The organism is Ferrovibrio sp., assembly GCF_965278975.1.
In the GTDB taxonomy this organism is placed as follows: domain Bacteria; phylum Pseudomonadota; class Alphaproteobacteria; order Ferrovibrionales; family Ferrovibrionaceae; genus Ferrovibrio.
In genome coordinates this window covers 2142292-2160424 of the sequence record NZ_OZ257126.1, presented here as the reverse complement: position 1 = coordinate 2160424, position 18133 = coordinate 2142292, and the positions used below count along the sequence as shown (strand labels likewise).

The 18133-nt window shown below is 63.9% G+C and carries 18 protein-coding genes; 8 read left to right on the top strand and 10 right to left on the bottom strand.

Annotated features, from left to right (window positions below; translation table 11 throughout):
* Positions 1-8 precede the first annotated feature (8 nt).
* From fliG to ACQY7X_RS10455, 7 genes are all read right to left on the bottom strand, one after another.
* Positions 9-1022: a flagellar motor switch protein FliG gene (gene fliG, locus ACQY7X_RS10485; RefSeq protein ID WP_428249863.1), complete on the bottom strand. Its 1014-nt coding sequence runs from the start codon at positions 1020-1022 to the stop codon at positions 9-11.
* A gap of 17 nt (positions 1023-1039) precedes the next feature.
* Positions 1040-2692, bottom strand: a complete 1653-nt coding sequence (gene fliF / locus ACQY7X_RS10480) for a flagellar basal-body MS-ring/collar protein FliF (RefSeq protein ID WP_428249862.1) — start codon at positions 2690-2692, stop codon at positions 1040-1042.
* Between the two features lie 202 nt (positions 2693-2894).
* The gene (locus ACQY7X_RS10475) at positions 2895-3245 is read right to left on the bottom strand and encodes a DUF1153 domain-containing protein (protein WP_428249861.1); all 351 of its coding nucleotides are present in this window, start codon (positions 3243-3245) and stop codon (positions 2895-2897) included.
* A 51-nt stretch (positions 3246-3296) separates the two neighbouring features.
* Positions 3297-3977 (bottom strand): flagellar hook assembly protein FlgD, encoded by a 681-nt coding sequence (locus tag ACQY7X_RS10470; RefSeq protein ID WP_428249860.1) that lies wholly within the window; start codon positions 3975-3977, stop codon positions 3297-3299.
* 21 nt (positions 3978-3998) lie between these two features.
* Entirely contained in the window at positions 3999-5543 is a 1545-nt protein-coding gene (locus ACQY7X_RS10465) for a flagellar hook-length control protein FliK (protein WP_428249859.1), read from the bottom strand.
* Positions 5544-5801: 258 nt separating this feature from the next.
* Positions 5802-8618 (bottom strand): [protein-PII] uridylyltransferase, encoded by a 2817-nt coding sequence (locus tag ACQY7X_RS10460; protein WP_428249858.1) that lies wholly within the window; start codon positions 8616-8618, stop codon positions 5802-5804.
* A 29-nt stretch (positions 8619-8647) separates the two neighbouring features.
* On the bottom strand, positions 8648-9427 hold the full coding sequence (locus ACQY7X_RS10455; protein ID WP_428249857.1) for an SDR family NAD(P)-dependent oxidoreductase: 780 nt from the start codon (positions 9425-9427) through the stop codon (positions 8648-8650).
* 38 nt (positions 9428-9465) lie between these two features.
* Between ACQY7X_RS10455 and ACQY7X_RS10450 the strand changes: the two genes are divergently transcribed.
* Together ACQY7X_RS10450 and ACQY7X_RS10445 are read left to right on the top strand one after the other, a co-directional pair.
* On the top strand, positions 9466-10050 hold the full coding sequence (locus tag ACQY7X_RS10450; RefSeq protein WP_428249856.1) for a hypothetical protein: 585 nt from the start codon (positions 9466-9468) through the stop codon (positions 10048-10050).
* 133 nt (positions 10051-10183) lie between these two features.
* Positions 10184-10645 carry a hypothetical protein gene (locus tag ACQY7X_RS10445; RefSeq protein ID WP_428249855.1) on the top strand — a complete coding sequence of 154 codons (462 nt, stop codon included), beginning with the start codon at positions 10184-10186 and terminating at the stop codon, positions 10643-10645.
* Positions 10646-10676: 31 nt separating this feature from the next.
* Here ACQY7X_RS10445 and ACQY7X_RS10440 read toward each other — a convergent pair whose 3' ends face one another.
* From ACQY7X_RS10440 to ACQY7X_RS10430, 3 genes are read right to left on the bottom strand one after another with little or no spacing between them, the layout of a single operon-like run.
* Entirely contained in the window at positions 10677-11309 is a 633-nt protein-coding gene (locus tag ACQY7X_RS10440) for a LysE family translocator (protein WP_428249854.1), read from the bottom strand.
* The gene (locus ACQY7X_RS10435) at positions 11310-11960 is read right to left on the bottom strand and encodes a LysE family translocator (protein WP_428249853.1); all 651 of its coding nucleotides are present in this window, start codon (positions 11958-11960) and stop codon (positions 11310-11312) included.
* 29 nt (positions 11961-11989) lie between these two features.
* Positions 11990-12565, bottom strand: a complete 576-nt coding sequence (locus ACQY7X_RS10430) for a hypothetical protein (RefSeq protein WP_428249852.1) — start codon at positions 12563-12565, stop codon at positions 11990-11992.
* A 120-nt stretch (positions 12566-12685) separates the two neighbouring features.
* Here ACQY7X_RS10430 and ACQY7X_RS10425 point away from each other — a divergent pair, with 120 nt between their 5' ends.
* From ACQY7X_RS10425 to ACQY7X_RS10400, 6 genes are all read left to right on the top strand, one after another.
* Entirely contained in the window at positions 12686-13306 is a 621-nt protein-coding gene (locus tag ACQY7X_RS10425; protein ID WP_428249851.1) for a TetR/AcrR family transcriptional regulator, read from the top strand.
* Positions 13307-13390: 84 nt separating this feature from the next.
* On the top strand, positions 13391-13732 hold the full coding sequence (locus ACQY7X_RS10420) for a DUF1127 domain-containing protein (RefSeq protein WP_428249850.1): 342 nt from the start codon (positions 13391-13393) through the stop codon (positions 13730-13732).
* A 165-nt stretch (positions 13733-13897) separates the two neighbouring features.
* Positions 13898-15862: a TRAP transporter permease gene (locus ACQY7X_RS10415; RefSeq protein ID WP_428249849.1), complete on the top strand. Its 1965-nt coding sequence runs from the start codon at positions 13898-13900 to the stop codon at positions 15860-15862.
* Between the two features lie 22 nt (positions 15863-15884).
* Positions 15885-17051: a TAXI family TRAP transporter solute-binding subunit gene (locus tag ACQY7X_RS10410; RefSeq protein ID WP_428249848.1), complete on the top strand. Its 1167-nt coding sequence runs from the start codon at positions 15885-15887 to the stop codon at positions 17049-17051.
* A gap of 69 nt (positions 17052-17120) precedes the next feature.
* A complete protein-coding gene (locus ACQY7X_RS10405) occupies positions 17121-17501 on the top strand; it encodes a bleomycin resistance protein (protein ID WP_428249847.1) in 381 nt (126 codons plus the stop codon).
* Between the two features lie 84 nt (positions 17502-17585).
* Complete coding sequence (locus ACQY7X_RS10400) at positions 17586-18101, top strand: DinB family protein (protein WP_428249846.1); 516 nt, start codon at positions 17586-17588, stop codon at positions 18099-18101.
* Positions 18102-18133 lie beyond the last annotated feature (32 nt).

Sequence of the window (18133 nt, the reverse complement as noted above, 5' to 3'; positions counted from 1 at the left end):
GCACTGCATCAGTAAATAAGCTCGTCGTCGCCCTTGTTGTCGGCCAGCATGATGTCGCCCTTGGCGGCCAGTTCCTTGGCCATGTTGACCATGGCCATCTGGGCTTCGTCGACATCCTTGAGGCGGACCGGACCCATGCTCTCCATTTCCTCGCGCAGCAGCTTCGACGCGCGTTCGGACATATTGGAGAAGAACAGGTCGCGCAGGGTTTCCGAGGCGCCTTTCAGCGCCAGGCCGAGCTTGTCCTTGTCCACCGACTTCATCAGCGTCTGGACGCCGCTCGGATCGAGCTTGATCAGATCCTCGAAGGTGAACATCAGCGCCTTGATGCGCTCGGCGGCATCGCGGCTGCGTTCTTCCAGAGCCGCCAGGAAGCGGGCTTCCGTGTTGCGGTCGAGGCTGTTGAAGATTTCCGCCATCATTTCATGGCTGTCGCGGCGGTTGGTGCGCGCCAGGTTCGACATGAACTCGGTGCGCAGCGTCTGCTCCACCTTGTCGAGCACTTCCTTCTGCACCGATTCCATGCGCAGCATGCGCATCACGACTTCCATCGAGAATTCTTCCGGCAAAGCCGCCAGCACGCGGGCGGCATGTTCCGGGCGGATTTTCGAGAGCACCACGGCGACGGTCTGCGGGTATTCGTTCTTGAGGTAGTTGGCCAGCACCGACTCGTTCACGTTGGCCAGCTTGTCCCACATGGTACGGCCGGCCGGACCGCGGATTTCCTCCATGATCTGGGTAACGCGGTCGGAAGGCAGGGCCTTCATCAGCAGGCGTTCGGTGCTGTCGAAAGTACCCGACAGCGAACCCGTGGAGGAGAAGTTGTTGACGAATTCGAGGAACAGCTTTTCCACCGTCTCGGAATTCACCGAGCCGAGATTGGCCATGTTCTGCGAGATTTCCTTGATCTCTTCATCATCGAGCAGCGGCCAGATCTTGGCGGAGTGCTCCTCGCCAAGCGCAAGCATCAGGATTGCCGCCTTGTCGGGGCCCTTGAGCTGTCGGAAATCCTTCTCGGCCATCGCTTAAGCTCCTGCCCTTACGTCGTCTGGTACAGCCAGTTGCGGATAATCGAGATCGCTTCTTCCGGGTGCTTGTCGACGATCTCGCCGATCTTCTTCAAGCTGGAAGCCTTCACCTGACCTTCGATGCGGGCGATGTCGATCATGGATTCGATGCCCGGCGTTGCCATCGGCGCCATGCCATCGGGCGCGGCCGGCAATTCAGCGATGGGCGCGGAGCCAACCACCAGCGGCACGCCCGGCATGCTCGGCGTCAGCATGCCCGGCGGCACGTCATCGGGATTCTGCGACGCCTCAATGATACGGCGCACGATCGGGCGCACCACCAGCAGCAGGGCCAGCAGGCCGGCGAGCAGATAGCCGGCGATCTCGCCGATGCGGAACAGGTCGCGCTTGTTCAGCCCCAGGAACAGCGGCACGGAATCGGGATCGATTTCCTCGGGGATGTCACCCGGCTCGGCGAAGCGCATGGAGACGACTTCGACATTGTCGCCACGGCCCTGATCGAAACCGATGGCGCGGCGCACCAGGTTGTTGATCTGCTGCAATTCCTCCGGGCTGCGCGGCTGATAGCCACGCTTGCCTTCGCCATCCACCGTGGTGATCTGGTTCACCAGCACGGCGGCGTTGACACGCTTGACCACGCCACCCTCGCGCACCTGGGTGCGGATGGTCTTGGAAATCTCGTAGTTGATCGTTTCCTCGGTGCGCTGGCCGCGCGAGGTCGCCTGGTTGGCGCCCTGGCCCTGCGCTTCCGGCAGGTTGTTCTGCACCGTGACGTTCTGCTGGCCTTCCTGGCTCTGGTTCTGCTCGTTCACCGTCTGGGTCGAGCGCACCACCTGCTGGTCGGGATTGAACGATTCCTCGTTGGTGGTAACGCGGTCGAAATCCATGTCGACCGCCACTTCGGCACGCACATTGCCGACACCGACGGAACGCTCAAGCAAAGCCTCGATGGCCTTGCGCAGGCGATCCTCGGCCTGGCGGCGCATCTCCACCATCTTGGTGGCGGTGGCGGCCATCGGATCGGCTTCCTCGTTCGAGGTGCCGGCAAGCAGGTTGCCACGGTCATCGACGATGGCGATGCGGGTCGGCTTGAGATCGGGTACGGCGGCGGCGACGAGATTCTGGATCGCGCGCACCTGCGGCTGGTCGATGCGGCCGCCGCGCGTCTTGATCACGATGGAAGCGGAAGGCTCGCGCTGTTCGCGGCTGAACACCTCGCGGCGCGGCAGCACCAGATGCACGCGCGCTGAGGCGACCTGATCGATCGAGCGGATGGTGCGGGCGAGTTCGCCCTCCAGCGCGCGCAGATGGTTCAGGTTCTGCATGAAATTGGTGGCCGAGAGCGCATTGGCCTTGTCGAACAGCTCATAGCCGCTGGTGCCACCACCAGACGGCATGCCGGTTTCGGCCAGCTGCATGCGCACGCGCAGCACGCGGTCTTCCGGCACCAGCACCTGGGCGCCATTGGCGGCGATCTGGTAGGGGATTTTCTGCTGTTCCAGGCGGGCGACGATGGCCGCCGAATCGCTCAGATCAAGGTTGCCGTAGAGCAGGCTCATTTTCGGCTGCGTCACCTTCATACCGATGAAGATGAAGAAGCCAATGAGGGCCGCTGCCGTGACGCCTAGCATGGCCAGGCGGGCAGCACCCAAATTGCGCAACATTTGTGTCAGACCATTCACGGCATCACCCCATGCGTTTCCACGCACCTGGACATTTTCACTGTCAGGGTAGGGAGCGGGGATGAAGAAGAGGTTAACACCCCGGCAAATTTTGCCTAGCGGTTTGTTAACCTTTTCGCGCCGGATGAAGCGGCGATCACAGCCCGGAAATTATCACGGTGGGCCGTTTACCGGGAAAAGCGCCTCAGGGCCGGAAACTGGCCTTGGCCGGCAGCGGCTTGATCTGGCCGGGGCGGTATTCCTGCAACCGGGTGGTACGCAGGCCGGGCAGGCCATGCTGCTCGATGGCACGCTGCCAAGAGAGGAATTCCTCGACCGTGAGACTGTAGCGTTCGCAGGCCTCATCCAGGGTGAGCAGGCCGCCACGGACGGCGGCAACCACCTCGGCCTTGCGCCGGATCACCCAGCGCTTGGTGCCGGGCGCGGGCAGGCTGTCGCGGGTCAGCAGCTGGCCCTCGGGTCCGATGATACTGGCGATGGGACTCTCGCGGCTGAACATACGCGCTTCTGACTTCATGATTTCTGGACGATGCATGCTAGAGCCTCGCGGTTTAAAAAAGACCTAAGCGCGCTGGTTAACGAGCGGTTAGTTCGACGCCTGCGGCATGCGCACCGCCACCACATCGTTTGCATCCATGCGGTTGCCGTTCACCACCAGGTATTGCGCGCCATCCTCGAATTCGACACTGCCCACCGTGCCGGTGGTGTAGGTCTTGGGCGAGGTCATGGCCTTGCCGGTGGTGTCGGTGGCAACGATTTCCAGCGAATAGGTACCGGGCTTGGCAGTGGTGCCGGCACTGGTGGAACCATCCCACTGCACCGTGGTACGGCCGGCGGTGGTGGAGAGATTCTTGCTCTGCACCAGCTTGCCGGTGGAGTCGTAGATATTGGCCTTCACCACGGCGGCGCCGGTGGGGACATCGGTCATCCAATCGACCTTGCCGCCCTCGGTGAGCGCGCCCTTGTTGCCTTCCACCACCACTTCCTTGCCGATATAGCCGATATTGGTGTTGGTGGTCTGAGCCTTGTACATGCCGATCAAGGTCTCGAGGTTCTTGTTCTGATTGATCTGCTGCTCGACCTGCGAGAACTGCACCAGCTGATTGGTGAATTCCTTGGTATCCATCGGCGAGGTCGGATCCTGGTTCTTGAGCTGGGTGGTCAAGAGCTTCAGGAAGGTGTCGAAATTCTTCGCCAGCGAGACCGACGAGGTGTTGGTGGCCGACGACGTGGTGGTATTGGAAGTACCGGTGACCGAGGTAACCATGGCGTGTTCTCCTAGCCTGGCTCAGATGCGGATATCGAGGCCGCCACGGGCGGCGGCGCGTTGGGCATTGGCGGCCTGCGCGGCCATGCGGGCATCGCCGCCCGCCGCACCGGCATCGCCGTATTCATCACCGCCCCGGCCATAGCCACGGCGGCCCTGTTCATTGCCGGCGAAGCCACGGCCGTCCTGGCCCTGGTCGCGCAGCTGGAAATTCAGCGAATCCTGGTTGGCCTTCATGCCGCTTTCGCGCAGGGCCTGCTCCAGGGCACCGGCATCCTTCTGCAGCAATTGCAGGGTTTCCGGCTTGTCGGCGGCGATCACCGCCATCAGGCGGCCATCCTGGCTGACCTCAAGCGTCACCTCGACCTTGCCGAGATTACCCGGGTCGAGCTTGATCGAAATCTTGTCGGCGCCTTCGGCCACCGCCTTCTTGATCTGCACCGCCACCTGCTCACCCGGCGGCACCATTGCCGAAGGGTGACGCGCCGCCTGGGCCTGGGCCACATGACCGGCATTCACCGGCTGGCTCTGGCTGCCCGAAGCAGCGGCTATGCCGGTGAGGCTGTTGTTGTTGCCCTTGGCCGCTTCAGCGGTCGGGCTGGAGGCCGGCGCCGGTTCCAGCGCCAGGGCGAAATTCGCGTTCAGCAGCGCCTGGTTCTCCACCTTGGCGGCGTGCAGTTCGGCGCCGAGCTGGGCCTGACCCTCAAGCCCTTCGCCCATCATGCCTTCCTGCTGCGCCAGCAGATCGGCGAACATCGCCGACGGATCGACCAGCGGCTTCGGCGCGCTGCCATCGGTCACGGTCTGCACATCAATCTTGCCATGCTTGGCACCAGCCTGGCCGGCACCAGCGGCGGCCTGCTTGGCCGCTTCAAGCATCTGCTGCTGCGCTTCCGGTGACAGCACGGAAGCCTGCATCTGCTGCAAAGCCGTATCGGCGGCGCTTGCCTGCGCCGCGTTCTTGCCATCCACCGCGACACCAGCTTGGGCGCCATTCTGTGTCCCGTTCTGGGACGCGGCGCCGGCCTGGGCCGACGCGGCCGCCTGGGCGGCGGGGATGAACAGGTTGAGGATCAGATTCGGGTCGATGGCGGCTTCTGCTGCCTTCTTCTCCTTATCGGCACCCTCGCTCTCGGCTTGCTCCGGCGTTGCACCGGTCTTGTCGGTCGCTTCTGCGGCCTGGCTTTCTGCCGGCGCCGCGGTTTCCGCGGCGCTGTCTTGGGAAACGGGTTGCGCGTCAGCCTTCGGCGCGGCCGGCTTCTGCTTCGGCTCGTCCTTCTGCTTCGGCTGCGCGGCCTGGTCGGCGGCGCGGGTATCGTCGTTCTGGCGCGGTTCCTGCGGCTGGTAGGCTTCCGGCTTCGGCTCCGGCTGGCGCGGACGTTCGGTCGGCGTGGCAGCTTCCGGCCCCTTCAATTCAGCATGATGCTTTGCATTGCTGGAAAAGGCGGTGGCCAGCACATTGGCGAAGGCCTTGGCGGCCTTGAAATCGTCGGCAGCGCCCGCATCGGCTTGGCCGATGGCGTTCTGGGCGATCTGGGTATTCGCGTTTACCGAACCGATCTGCATGACGAACCTCTGAACTGGCGGATGGGGCCTTCTGCCCCGGCTTTGCGCTTCTTGGTAGCAAGCCCGATGCCAACTCTGGTTTTCGCCGTAAGTTATTGATTTATATGAGGTGAAGAATCGCTGGGACCGGGGAAGCCTTGCCCACCCGGAATCTTTTGCCGGGCCGGACAGGGTTAATTCGTCCTAGCCATAAGGGCTTGCCAATCGGCGTCACCCCCGGGTCGAGCCCGGCGGCGACGCCTTTTATGGAGAGGCGCCCTAAGCCGCGTCCTTGCGGGTGGCCGGTTTCGGCGCGGCCTTGGTGCCGGCAGCCTTGGCGGGCGCCGCCTTCTCTTCCACCTGGGTGAGCAATTTCAGCAGATGGCGCTCGATCTGCTTCAGCCGCGTCTCGTCGTGGATCTTCTGTCCCGTCAGGTCCTGCACATAGAAGACGTCCACGGCGCGTTCGCCGTAGGTGGCGATATGGGCCGAACGGATCGAGAGATTGAGATCGTAGAGGCCGCGTGTCACTTCATAGAGGAAGCCCGGGCGGTCACGGCCATTCACTTCCACCACGGTATGGCGGTTCGAGGCGTTGTTGTCGATCAGCACCACCGGCGCCACCTTGAACACACGGGTGCGGCTCGGCAGGCCCGGCTTGTCGCCGCCCAGCACCAAACGCGGCCGAAGGTCGCCAGCAAGGGTCCGCTGAATCGCGGTAGAAAGCCGCGCCAGCTTGTCGGGCCGATCGAACGCCTTGCCCTCGGTGTCCTGCACAAAGAAGGTGTCCAGCGCCATGCCGTCGGTGGTGGTGAAGATCTTGGCGTCCACAATATTGCCACCCGTCGCCGCGATGGCGCCGGCAACACGGGCGAACAGACCAGGATGGTCCGGCGCATAGAGCGTCAGTTCGGTCACATCGCGGAAACCATCGACGCGGGTTTCCAGCGTGAGCGTGCGCGACTCCTTGTCGGCGACGCGCATCAGCCGGGCATGGCGCAGGATAGTCTCGGCATCATTCGAGAACCAGTAATTCTCGTAATGCCGCTTGAGCAGGCCCTCCTGCTCCTTGGCCGGCCAGTCCGGCAGCCGCGCGCGCACGGTGTCCTTGGTTTCGGTGATGCGCTGTTCGCGGCCACGCGTGGAGAAACCGCCGGAAAGGAATTCTTCGGCGCGATAATACAGTTCGCGCAGCAGCTGACCCTTCCAGCCATTCCACACATTGGGGCCGACGGCGCGGATATCGGCCACAGTGAGTACCAGCAGCAGCCGCAGACGCTCCGGGCTCTGGATCAGCTTGGCGAAATCCACCACCGTCTTGGGATCGGCGATATCGCGCTTGAAGGCGGTAGCCGACATCGCCAGATGCCAGCGCACCAGCCAGGCGACGGTTTCGGTTTCAGCCGGACTGAGGCCGAAGCGCGGGCCTAATTTAAACGCCACCTTCTCGCCGAGGATGGAATGATCGCCACCCCGGCCCTTGGCGATATCATGCAGCAACAGCGCCACATACAGCACGCGGCGCGACACGATCTGGTGAATCACCTGCACCGCCAGCGGATGTTCCTCCGCCAGTGCGCCGCTTTCGATGCGCGAGAGCAGGCCGATGGCGCGGATGGTATGCTCGTCCACGGTATAGACGTGGTACATATCGTGCTGCATCTGCGCCACGACGCGGCCGAAATCAGGCACGAAGCGGCCCAGCACACCGGCCTCGTTCAAGCGCCGCAGTGCCGTCTCGGGATCGTTCTTCGAGGTCAGCATCTCGATGAACAGCCGGTTGGCTTCCGGATCATTCCGCAGATCGGCGCCGATCAGCTTGAGATTCTGTCGAACCAGACGCAGCGCATCGGGATGGATATCCAGCCCCTGTTCCTGCGCCAGATGGAACAGCCGCAGCAGCTTCACCGGCTGGGTGATGAAAAGCTGCTCATCCTGAAGATTGAGCCGGCCGCCCTCATTGACGAAACCATCCATCGCCTTCGGGCGGCGGATTTTCGATTTCAGCACCGCCAGCGGCTTCTTCTTTTTGTGCCGCTCTTCCAAGGCGGCGGCGAAGATGCGGGTGAGGTCGCCGACTTCCTTGGCCGCAAGGTAGTAGCGCTTCATGAAGCGCTCCACATCCTTGCGCCCGGGGCGGTCGGCATAGCCCATTGCCTTGGCGATTTCGGTCTGCAGATCGAAGGTCAGGCGTTCTTCGGGCCGGCCGGCGAGGTAATGCAGGTGGCAGCGCACGGTCCAGAGGAATTCATTGGCCTGGGTATAGCGCTTGTATTCTTCCATCGACAGCAGGCCACGCTCGATCAGGCCATCGAGATCGGCGACGCCATAAACATATTTGGCGATCCACAGCAGCGTGTGCAGATCGCGCAGGCCGCCTTTGCCTTCCTTGATGTTCGGCTCGACCAGGTAGCGCGAGTCACCCATGCGCTGATGCCGGTCGTCGCGTTCGCCGAGCTTCTTCTCGATGAAGTCCGGCCCGGTCTTGGCCATCACCTCGGTCTGGAAGCGGCGCCACAGGGTCTGCGCCAGATCCTGCTCGCCCCAGATCCAGCGCTGCTCCAGCAGGGCCGTGCGGATGGTCAGGTCGCCCATGGAAAGCCGGAGGCATTCCTCCACCGAACGCGTCGAATGGCCGACCTTGAGGCCCATATCCCAGAAGAGATAGAGCATGAATTCCACCACCTGCTCGCCCCAGGGGGTCTGCTTGTAGGGAAACAGGAACAGCAGATCGACATCGGAGAACGGCGCCATCTCGCCCCGGCCATAGCCGCCGACCGCGACAATGGAGAGTTTCTCGGCCGCTGTTGGGTTAGGCAGGCGGTAGACCCGCTGGGTGGTGAAATCGAAGGTCAGGCGGATAATCTGGTCGATCAGGAAGGCCTGGGCCTTGCGCGTCACCAGGGCGCTGGCGCCAGCCAGGAAACGCAGCCGGATCGCCTCGCGGCCATGGTTCAGCGCCGCCTTCAGCAGCACCAGGGCCTGGGCGCGCTGTTCAGCGGCGCCGTTCTTGCCCTCGGCAGGCAAGGCTTCGAGCTGCAGCAGCAGGCTCTTGCGGTCGATGATGGCGCGGCGGTCGGGAATCGCGTTCAGCATGGGCTTTATATATCGCGGCGCGGGCCGGATTACACGCTTTGCATGTTGATCATGCCGCCGCCATCGATCACCAGGGTCTGGCCGGTGGTGAAGCTGCCGGCCCGGGAAGCCAGGAACACGGCGGCGCCGGCAATCTCGTCCGGGTCGCCGATCCGTTTCAGCGCATAGCCCTGAGTTGCACGCTTGGCGATATCGGGATTCTCCCACAGGGCGCGGGCGAAATCGGTCTTGATCAGGCCCGGGGCAATGCAGTTGGCGCGGATCTGGGCCGGGCCCCATTCCACCGCCAGGTTCCGCGCCAGGGCCATGTCCGCCGCCTTGGAAATGCCATAGGCGCCGAGCAGGCTGGAGCCGATCAGACCGCCGATGGAGGAAATGATGATGATGGCGCCGCCCTCGCCGCGCTCGGCCATGCCGGGCGCCACCATGTTGCAGAGCCAGTGATTGCTCTTGATGTTGCATTGCATGATCTTGTCGAAGGCATCATCGGGAATGTTCTGCGACGGGCCGAAATACGGGTTCACCGCCGCGTTGCAGACCAGCACGTCGATGCGGCCCCAGGCCTGATGCGCAGCATCCACCAGCGCCTGCAATTGCGCCTTCTCCGAGATATTGCACGGCACCACCAGGGCCTCGCCGCCGGCCTCGCGAATCTCGGCAGCGACCTTCTCGCAGGCTTCCGCCTTGCGGCTGGAAACCACCACGCGGGCGCCATGCTGGGCCAGGCGCAAGGCAATGGAACGGCCAATACCCCGGCTGGAACCGGTGACCACCGCCACCTTGCCGCGCAGATCAAACAGATTGTCCATGTCCCGTCCTCCCTTTTATGGCTCCGAGCTTAGACGTCATGCTGCACCAAGCCTATAGTGACGCCATGCGCAAATCCGCCCTGCTGCTGCTACCCTTGCTGCTTCTCGCCGCCTGTGCCGAAGCGCCCTCGCGCTCGTCCTCTGGCGGCACATCATCCGCCAGCGCGCCGCCGCCTCCACCGCCGCTCGCCGCCGCCGCGCGGATCGAAGGTGACTGGCTCGGCATCCGCGTGCGCGGCCCGGCGGCGATCGAGACCGCCAGCCTGATCGATCCCGATGGCCGCGCCCATGGCGCCAGCCGCATTACCTTTCCCGCCGTGCCCGGCGGCAATACCGGCAGCAGCGACAACGAGAGCCGCGTCGGGCGGCCGAGCGTGGTGCTCGGAGGTTCCGGCGGTTCCTCCAGCGGCCTGGATGCCGGCATCGGCCTGAGCCTGCCGATCCAGAACCCGTTTTCCTCATCCCGGCCGCAGCGGCCGCCGATGGTGCTGAGCCAGGCGGAATTCACCCTGCCGCCGCCGGTGCTGGCGCGCTACCGCGCCGATAAGGGCCAGGGCTGGCGGCTGCAACTCAGCCATGGCGGCCAGGGGGAAATCCTGCCGGCCCCAGCTCCCGATAACTGAGTCCCGCCGGCAACTGAGTCCCACCGGCAAGTTCTGCCGGGTTAACCATTTCAATATCACCGGAAAACAAGCAAAAATATTCTGGCACGACGCCTGCATTAACCCTTCCGAGGATTAATGGAGGAGATCGATCATGGCCATTGCATTGTTGTCGCTGCGCCAAGCTCAGAAAGCCGAGCCGCGCCTGAAGGCCGCCTTGAATATCGATGGCGAGCGCCTGGACGCGCCGCTTTCGGCGCGCGAGCGCATGGAAATGCGCGAAGGCATCCCAAGCGGCCTGACGCCACGCCAGTATGTGCAGGGGCTTTCGGCCAAGCTGCGCGAGCAGAGCCGCGAACAGATGGCCTGGGCGCTGGGCCGGGTTGAAACCGCCGAACTCGACACGCTGGTGCGCCAGATCGCCAAGATGAAGGGCCGCTACGCCACGCTGCTGCTGGAATACGCCCAGGGCGACCGCCCGATGCGCCCGACCGCCGCCGCCGAGTTGAAAGGCCTGCGCGAGCAGATCGCCGAAATGGAATACGGCTTCGAAATGCTGAAGGAAGCGATCCTCGAAGGCACCGCCGAAGTGATCGGCGTGCGTGCCGTCGAGTAAATCGATCAGCGCCTGATATCACCCGGCGCGGTCAGCGCCTGATATCGAACGCGAGGCGCAGCGCCAGGCCGGCCATGATGGTGGCCATGGCGCGCTGCTGCCAGAGGATGATTTTCGGATGGCGTGACAGCCATTCGCCGATACGGCCGGCAGCCTGCACCAGAAGGAGCAGGATGCCGGCCGCTATCACGCTGTAGACGGTCGCCAGCACCAGCACCTGCGCCATCACCGGTCCGCGCTCCGGCGCGACGAATTGCGGCAGCAGCGCCAGAAAGAACAACGCAGTTTTCGGATTGGTGAGATTGGTGATCAGCGCATCCCGCGCAATGCGCCACAGATCGCTGCTGCCCTGGCGTGCCGGATCGAGCGCGAAAGCGCCGGTGCCGCGCCAGGCCTGCCAGGCGAGATAGAGCAGATACGCAGCACCGATGCCGCGCACCACGTCGTAGCTCCACGGCACTTCGCGCACCAGGGCGGCCAGGCCAATGGCGGTGGCGAAAGCATGGCCGTACCAGCCGAGGATCAGGCCGAGCACCGAAGCGATGCCGGCGCGGCGCCCCTGGCCGACGCTGCGCGACAGCACGAACAGCACATTCGGCCCCGGCGTAACGGCAAAAACCGCGACGGCGGCGGCGAAGGTGATCAGCGTGGCAAGTGAAATCATTCAGCGCCGCGCATCGAATGCCAGCCGCAACGCCAGGCCGGCAAAGACCAGGCCAAGCAGGCGGTTCTGCCAGGCCAGGAAAGCCGGGCGGCGGCGCAGCCAGTCGCCGAAGCGGCTGCCGAGCAGACTTACCGGCACCAGCACCAGGGCACCAGCGACATTGAGGATGCTGGCAAGAATGACCGCCTGCTGCAAAGCCGTATCCGGGCGCGGCTCCATGAATTGCGGAAACAGCGCCAGGAAGAACAGGGCCACTTTCGGGTTCAGCACATTGCACAGGAAGCCCTGGCGCAACACCGCCCAGAAAGAGATGGGTGCCACCGCGCCCTGCTCAAGCTGCAGGCCGCCGCTGCCGCGCAGCGCGTGATAGCTGAGCCAGAGCAGATAAGCCGCACCGGCATAGCGGATGGCATCGAAGGCGAAAGGCGCCAGCAGCAGCACACCGCTCAAGGAAAGTCCGGCAATCACCGCATGCACGTAGCAGCCGAGCGAAATGCCCAATGTCGAGACTAGGCCGGCGATGCGGCCTTGCGCCACGGCGCGGGTCAGCACCATCAGCATGTCGGGGCCGGGCGTGATCGCCAGCGCCAGGGCGGCGGCGGCGAAGGTCAGCAATGTGGTGATTTCCATGGCGCCAGTTTCCTTGGCCACAGAGTGGCCGCCGGAAAATCACCGGTCAACTAACCGCCGAGAATGAAATTGTACCGGCCCAATCGGCCTTCCGGCGTCTGCGTCATCTGCAGCAGCAGGCGCACATCGAACAGGCTGTCGCGGTCATTGCCGGGTTCGCCGGGGAAATAGAGCTGCGTGGTAAGCGGGCGTGCCTGCGGCGTGGCATAGACCTTCACATGCACATGGCGGGTACGGCCGCCATAGGCACCGGGCAGGATGCTGTCGATGCGCCATTCGCCCTCGGCATTGGCCATGACATGGCCGCGCAGGCGGAAGCCCTGGTTGTCGTATTGCCCACTGGCATCGGCCTGCCAGAATTCGATCTTGGCGCCGCCGAGCGGGCGGCAACGCGGATCGAGCGCGCGGCCTTCCAGCCGCATCGCTTCACCGGCCAAGCCCGGCTCGCGCAGGCTCCGCTTCAAGGGCGCGCGCGGGGTGAAATACGGCCCCGCCGTCTGGCGCGGGGTGGCCGGGCCGCAGCCGGGCGTCGGCTGTGCTTCCGCCTGGCCGCCGATCAGGCAGGCGGCACCGCTGCCCAGCAGCGGCAGGCCGGCGGCGGCAAGCAGGAAATGACGGCGACGCATGATCTTATCCCCCGGAAATGCTTGCCAGACTGCACGGCCGGGGCGCCGGATTCCTGTTTCACAATTCGGTGTTCACAAAACCCGCTTGACTTTTAGTACGACCGTTCGTATCTTGGGACCATGAGCAAGGGCGCACGCACCAAGGAAACCATTGTCGCCGAGGCCATGAAGGCCGCGAGCGTCGAGGGCTTCAACGGCCTCTCGATCGGTGGATTGGCTGGCAAGCTGGGCATGTCGAAGAGCGGGCTGTTCGCGCATTTCGGCTCCAAGGAGGAATTGCAGAAGGCGGTGATGGATGCCGCCACTGCCCGCTTCCTGGAAGCGGTGTGGAAACCGGCGCGCGCCGCGCCGCGCGGCCTGCCCCGCCTGCAAACCATGTTCAGCGCCTGGCTCGACTGGACCGACTCGAACCCCGACCTGCCGGGCGGCTGCATCATCACGGCGGCAGCCACCGAGATGGACGACAAGCCCGGCCCGGTGCGCGACAAGCTGGTGGTGATGCAACAGGAATGGCTGGCGACGCTGGCCCGCTCGGCCGAACTGGCGGTGCGCGAGGGCCATTTCCGCGACGATCTGGATTGCCCGCAATTCGCCTTTGAACTCAGCGGCATCGTGCTGAGCCTGTCGTTCTACAATCGCCTGCTGCGCGACCCGCAGGCACGCGGCCGCGCCGAAGCGGCCTTCGAGGATCTGGTCGCCCGCGCCGCCGCGAAACATGGCAGCGCCGCCAACGACCACTGATTACTGATTTCAGTAAGTAGCCTCCCAGAGCAGCCTCCCCAGTAGCTTCCTTCCGACAACAGCGTTCCACTCAAGGAGCCCGTCATGACCTACCAACCCAATCGCAGACAGATCGCCGCCGTAAAAAAGCACGAACGGTCGGTTTTAAGGCAATGGGAGCGCGAGCAGGATCTTTCCTGGCTCAGCGGCGCCGAATTTCCCAGCCTCGCGGCCCTCGGCCTGCCCTGGTGGCAATTGCTGCCGCTGGCGGCCTATGTGCAGTTCCGCACCTGGCGCGAGCGGGTGACGGCGCGGCAGCGGCTGGCTGAACTTGGCCGCAACGCCCTGCATGACCTTGGCATCGATCCCGGCCAGGCCGCCTTCGAAGCCGAGCAACCGTTCTGGCGGCCGCATAGCTTGCAGCGTGCCGCCGACCATAACGGCTGAGCCAGATTCATCCGAGACAAGCATCGCTTGGCCCATGGCCCAGCGATGCTATGCTCCCTGCAATAATAAAAGTGGGGGGCAACGCGCATGGCCGGGAATACCGCCACGCCGGGCGTAATTCAAAACCAGTCGAGTCCACCAACGGAACCGCGCCCTGATGAGCGGATGGTGGAGGACCTTGCCTACCGCCGCCTGCGCGGGCCGGTGCAGGCGCTGTTCTGCCTGCTGACCATCGCCGCCATCCTGCTGGTGCTGAACCAGCAGTTCAATCTCGCACTGTTCAGTGGCATCGTCTTCATCGACAACCTGTATCTTTTCCTGCTCGCTGCCTTCACGCTGCCGCTGGTTTTCCTGGCCTATCCACCCAAACCCGGCATCGAGAAACGCGGCCTGCTGCTCGGCGTGCCGGTCTATGACTGGCTGCTGGCGCTTATCGTGGCCGCCGGACTGGCCTGGTTCTCGCTCAAATCCACCGCGATCCTGGCAGAAGGCTGGGAATTCGCCGCCCCCATGCCGGCCCAGATCCTGGGCTTCCTGCTCTGGGTCCTGATCCTGGAAACGCTGCGCCGCACCGGCGGCACAGCCATCACCATCATCGTGTTCGTGATTTCGCTCTACCCGGTTTTCGCCGGGCTGATGCCCGGCCCGATCAAAGGCATCCAGCAGAGCTTCGGCGACACCATGGCGTATCACATCGTTTCGGCTGAAAGCGCCTTCGGTATTCCGATGCGCGCCTTTGGCGAAGTGGTGATCGGCTTCATCGTGTTCGGCGTGGCGCTGAACCATACCGGCGGCGGCAAGTTCTTCAACGATGTCGCCTTCGCCATGGTCGGCCGCTGGCGCGGCGGCGCGGCGCAGGTCGGCGTCATCTCCTCGGCCTTGCAAGGCTCGATCTCGGGCAGCGTGATCTCGAACGTGATCTCGTCAGGCGTCGTCACCATTCCGGCGATGAAACGTACCGGTTTCCGTGCCGATTATGCCGGCGGCGTGGAAGCCGTGGCGAGCACCGGTGCTGTGCTGATGCCGCCAGTGATGGGCTCCACGGCTTTCGTGATGGCGAGCTTCCTTGGCATTGCCTATACCGACATCGCGCTGGCTGCCGCAGTGCCCGCGCTGCTGTTCTATTTCGGCCTGATGGTGCAGATCGATGCGTATGCCGCACGCCTCGGCCTGCGTGGCATGAAGCCGGAGGAACTGCCGAAACTCGGCGAGACCCTGAAGCAGGGCTGGCTCTACATCCTGGTTTTCGTGGTGCTGGTATTCCTGATGGTGAACGAGCAGCGCGAGGCGACAGCGCCGTTTGCCGCCACCGCCCTGCTGCTGGTGATCAACCAGCTGCTGCCGCGCAACCGGCTGAGCTGGGCCGCCTTCATTGAATTGCTGGCGGCAACCGGCCGCGCCCTGGCCGAACTGGTGGCGATCCTGGCCGGTGTCGGTTTCATCATCGGCGCCTTCTCGGTCACCGGCCTGGCCGGCACACTGGCCAATGACCTGGTGTATCTGGCCGGTGACAATGCGCTGATCCTGCTGCTGATGGGCGCGCTGACCAGCTTCATCTTCGGCATGGGGATGACGGTGACGGCCTGCTACATCTTCCTCGCCATCGTGCTGGCGCCGCCGCTGGTGAAGGCCGGGCTGGATCCACTGGCGGTGCATCTGTTCATCATGTACTGGGGCATGATCTCGTTCATCACGCCGCCGGTGGCGCTGGCCGCTTTCGCCGCGGCGCCGCTGGCCCGCACCTCGCCGTTTGCCATCGGCTTCCAGGCAGTGCGGCTGGGCGCCATCATCTACATCGTGCCGTTCTTCTTCGTGCTCAATCCGGCACTGATCCTGAAAGGCAGCCCGATGGAAGTGTTCGAGGTGCTGCTGACCGCCTTCCCCGGCGTGGCGCTGATCGCCTCCGCCCTACAAGGCTATATCCTGTGGGGCGGCAGGCTGGATGGCGATACGCGGCGCTGGCTGGCGCGGCTGCTGCTGCTGGTCGGCGGCTTCGCGCTCGCGGCTCCCGGCGGGCGCCTGATCCCAGTGGACAACACCTTGCTGGCGGTGCTCGGCATCGCCTGCGCGGCAGCGGCTTTCATGCTGCTCAAACTGGCCGGCGGTACAAAACAGCCGGTCTATTCATAACAAAGCAACAGGAGGAACACCCATGCGCGTAGCATTCAAGATGATGGCGGCCAGCGCGGTGCTGGCCTTGATGTCCGGGGCCGCCCCAAGCAATGCCTGGGCTCAAAAGCTGTCCGACCAGCTCACCTGGACCGCCTATGATGTCGGCTCCGGTGGCTACAACCAGGCGGTTGCCATCGGCAATGCGCTGAAGAACAAGATGAATGTCACGCTCCGCGTGTTGCCGGGCAAGAATGACGTGTCGCGCACCGTGCCGCTGCGCGAAGGCAAGGTGCCGTTCTCGGCCAATGGTGTCGGCGGCACCTACATGGCGCAGGAAGCCGTCTACGAATTCGGCGCCAAGGATTGGGGCCCTCAGCCGGTGCGCTCGCTGCTGCTGAACAATTCCGATGCGCTGCTCACCGTGGTGGCGGCAAAGGATACCGGTGTGAAGACCATGGCCGACCTGAAGGGCAAGCGCGTCGCCTGGGTGATCGGCGCGCCATCGCTGAACCAGAATATCACGGCGTTGCTGGCCTATGCCAACCTGACCTGGAACGATGTGCAGCGGGTGGAATTCGGCGGCTTCGGCCAGGCGATGACCGGCATCATCAACAACCAGGTGGATGCCGCCTTCGCCTCCACCATTTCCGGCCAGGCCTACCAGATCGCCTCGAGCCCGCGCGGCATCGTCTATCCCACCGTGCCGCATAATGATGCCGAAGGCTGGAAGCGGCTGAAGGCCAAGGCGCCGTTCTATGTACCCTTCTATGGCGCCGAAGGCCCGGAGATGAGCGCCACCAACCGCGTCGAAGGCGCCACCTATCCCTATCCGGTGCTGATGACCTACGCCAATGTGGATGCCGGCCAAGTCTATGCCATGACCAAGGCGATGGTGGAATTGTATGCCGAGTACAAGGATGCAGCACCGGGCAATGTCGGCTGGGACCTGAAGCGCCAGGTATTCGACTGGGTGGTGCCAGTGCATGAAGGTGCGGTGAAGTATTTCAAGGAAATCGGTGTGTGGAAGCCGGAGTATGACAAGAACAACGCCGCGCTGATCGACCGCCAGAAGACCATGGCCGATGCCTGGACAGCCTACACCAAGAGTGCGCCGGCCGATGAAGCCGCCTTCGCCAAGGGCTGGATGAAGGCGCGTGCCGATGCGCTGGCAGCGAAGAAGCTGGACGTGTTCCTCACCGAGTGGTAAGCCGCCACATCTGATGCCAGGAGCGGCCTGCCGGGCGACCGGCGGGCCGTTTTCTTTTGGAGCAATGCCATGCTGTCCGATCTCGCCATCCCGATGCTGCCGTCCAGCGATCTCGATGCGACCGAAGCCTTCTATGCCGCGCTTGGCTTCCAGGCGACGGGGCGCTATCCCGATTACCTGCTGCTACGGCGCGGAACACTTGAGCTGCATTTCGCCTGGCTTGGTGATGATCCCGAGATGGAATTCGATGCCCGCAGCAATTTCGCCGGTGCCTATCTGCGCGTTGCCGATGCCGATGTGCTGCATGCCGAATGGGCGGCAATCGAAGCCACTGCCGAGCGCATGGACGAGATCGAGGACAAGCCCTGGGGCCTGCGTGAATTCCATGTCGTCGATCCTGACGGCAACCTGCTGCGCATCGGTCAGGTAATTTCCCAGAACGCGGCCTGAATGTAGCCTGACAATTCTCCGCTTCGGCAGCGGCCTGGCGCGCTCTATCATTGCCAGAGTCCGAGCCGCCCCCCGGAGACAGCCATGTCCATCCTGCTCAATCAGGTGCGCCAGTTCGCGCGCTATAATCAATGGGCCAACCGCCGCCTTTATGGCGCCGCCGCCGCACTGCCGGCGGAGGTCTATCACGCCGAGCGGCCGAGCTTCTTCGGCAGCCTGCACAACACGCTCAATCATGTGCTGGTCGGTGACAGCGTGTGGTTTGGCCGCTTCATCGGCCAGCCGACGCCGCATATCGAGAAGCTGAACCAGATCCTGCATGCGGATTTTTCTGGCCTGCGCGCGGCGCGCGAGATGATGGATGAACGCATCATCGCCTTTGCCGATAGCCTGGATGATGCCCGGCTGGCCGATACAATCGACTACGCCAATATGAGCGGCGCCCGTTTCCAGCATCCGCTGGCGCCATTGCTGGGGCATTTCTTCAATCACCAGGCGCATCATCGCGGCCAGGCACATCAGCTTTTGAGCATGTGCGTACCAGGCCAGGCGCCGCCGGAACTGGACCTGATCTTCTATCTGCGCGAAAGCGGATTATAGGGATAGAATACCCGCAGAACCGATGGAGGCCG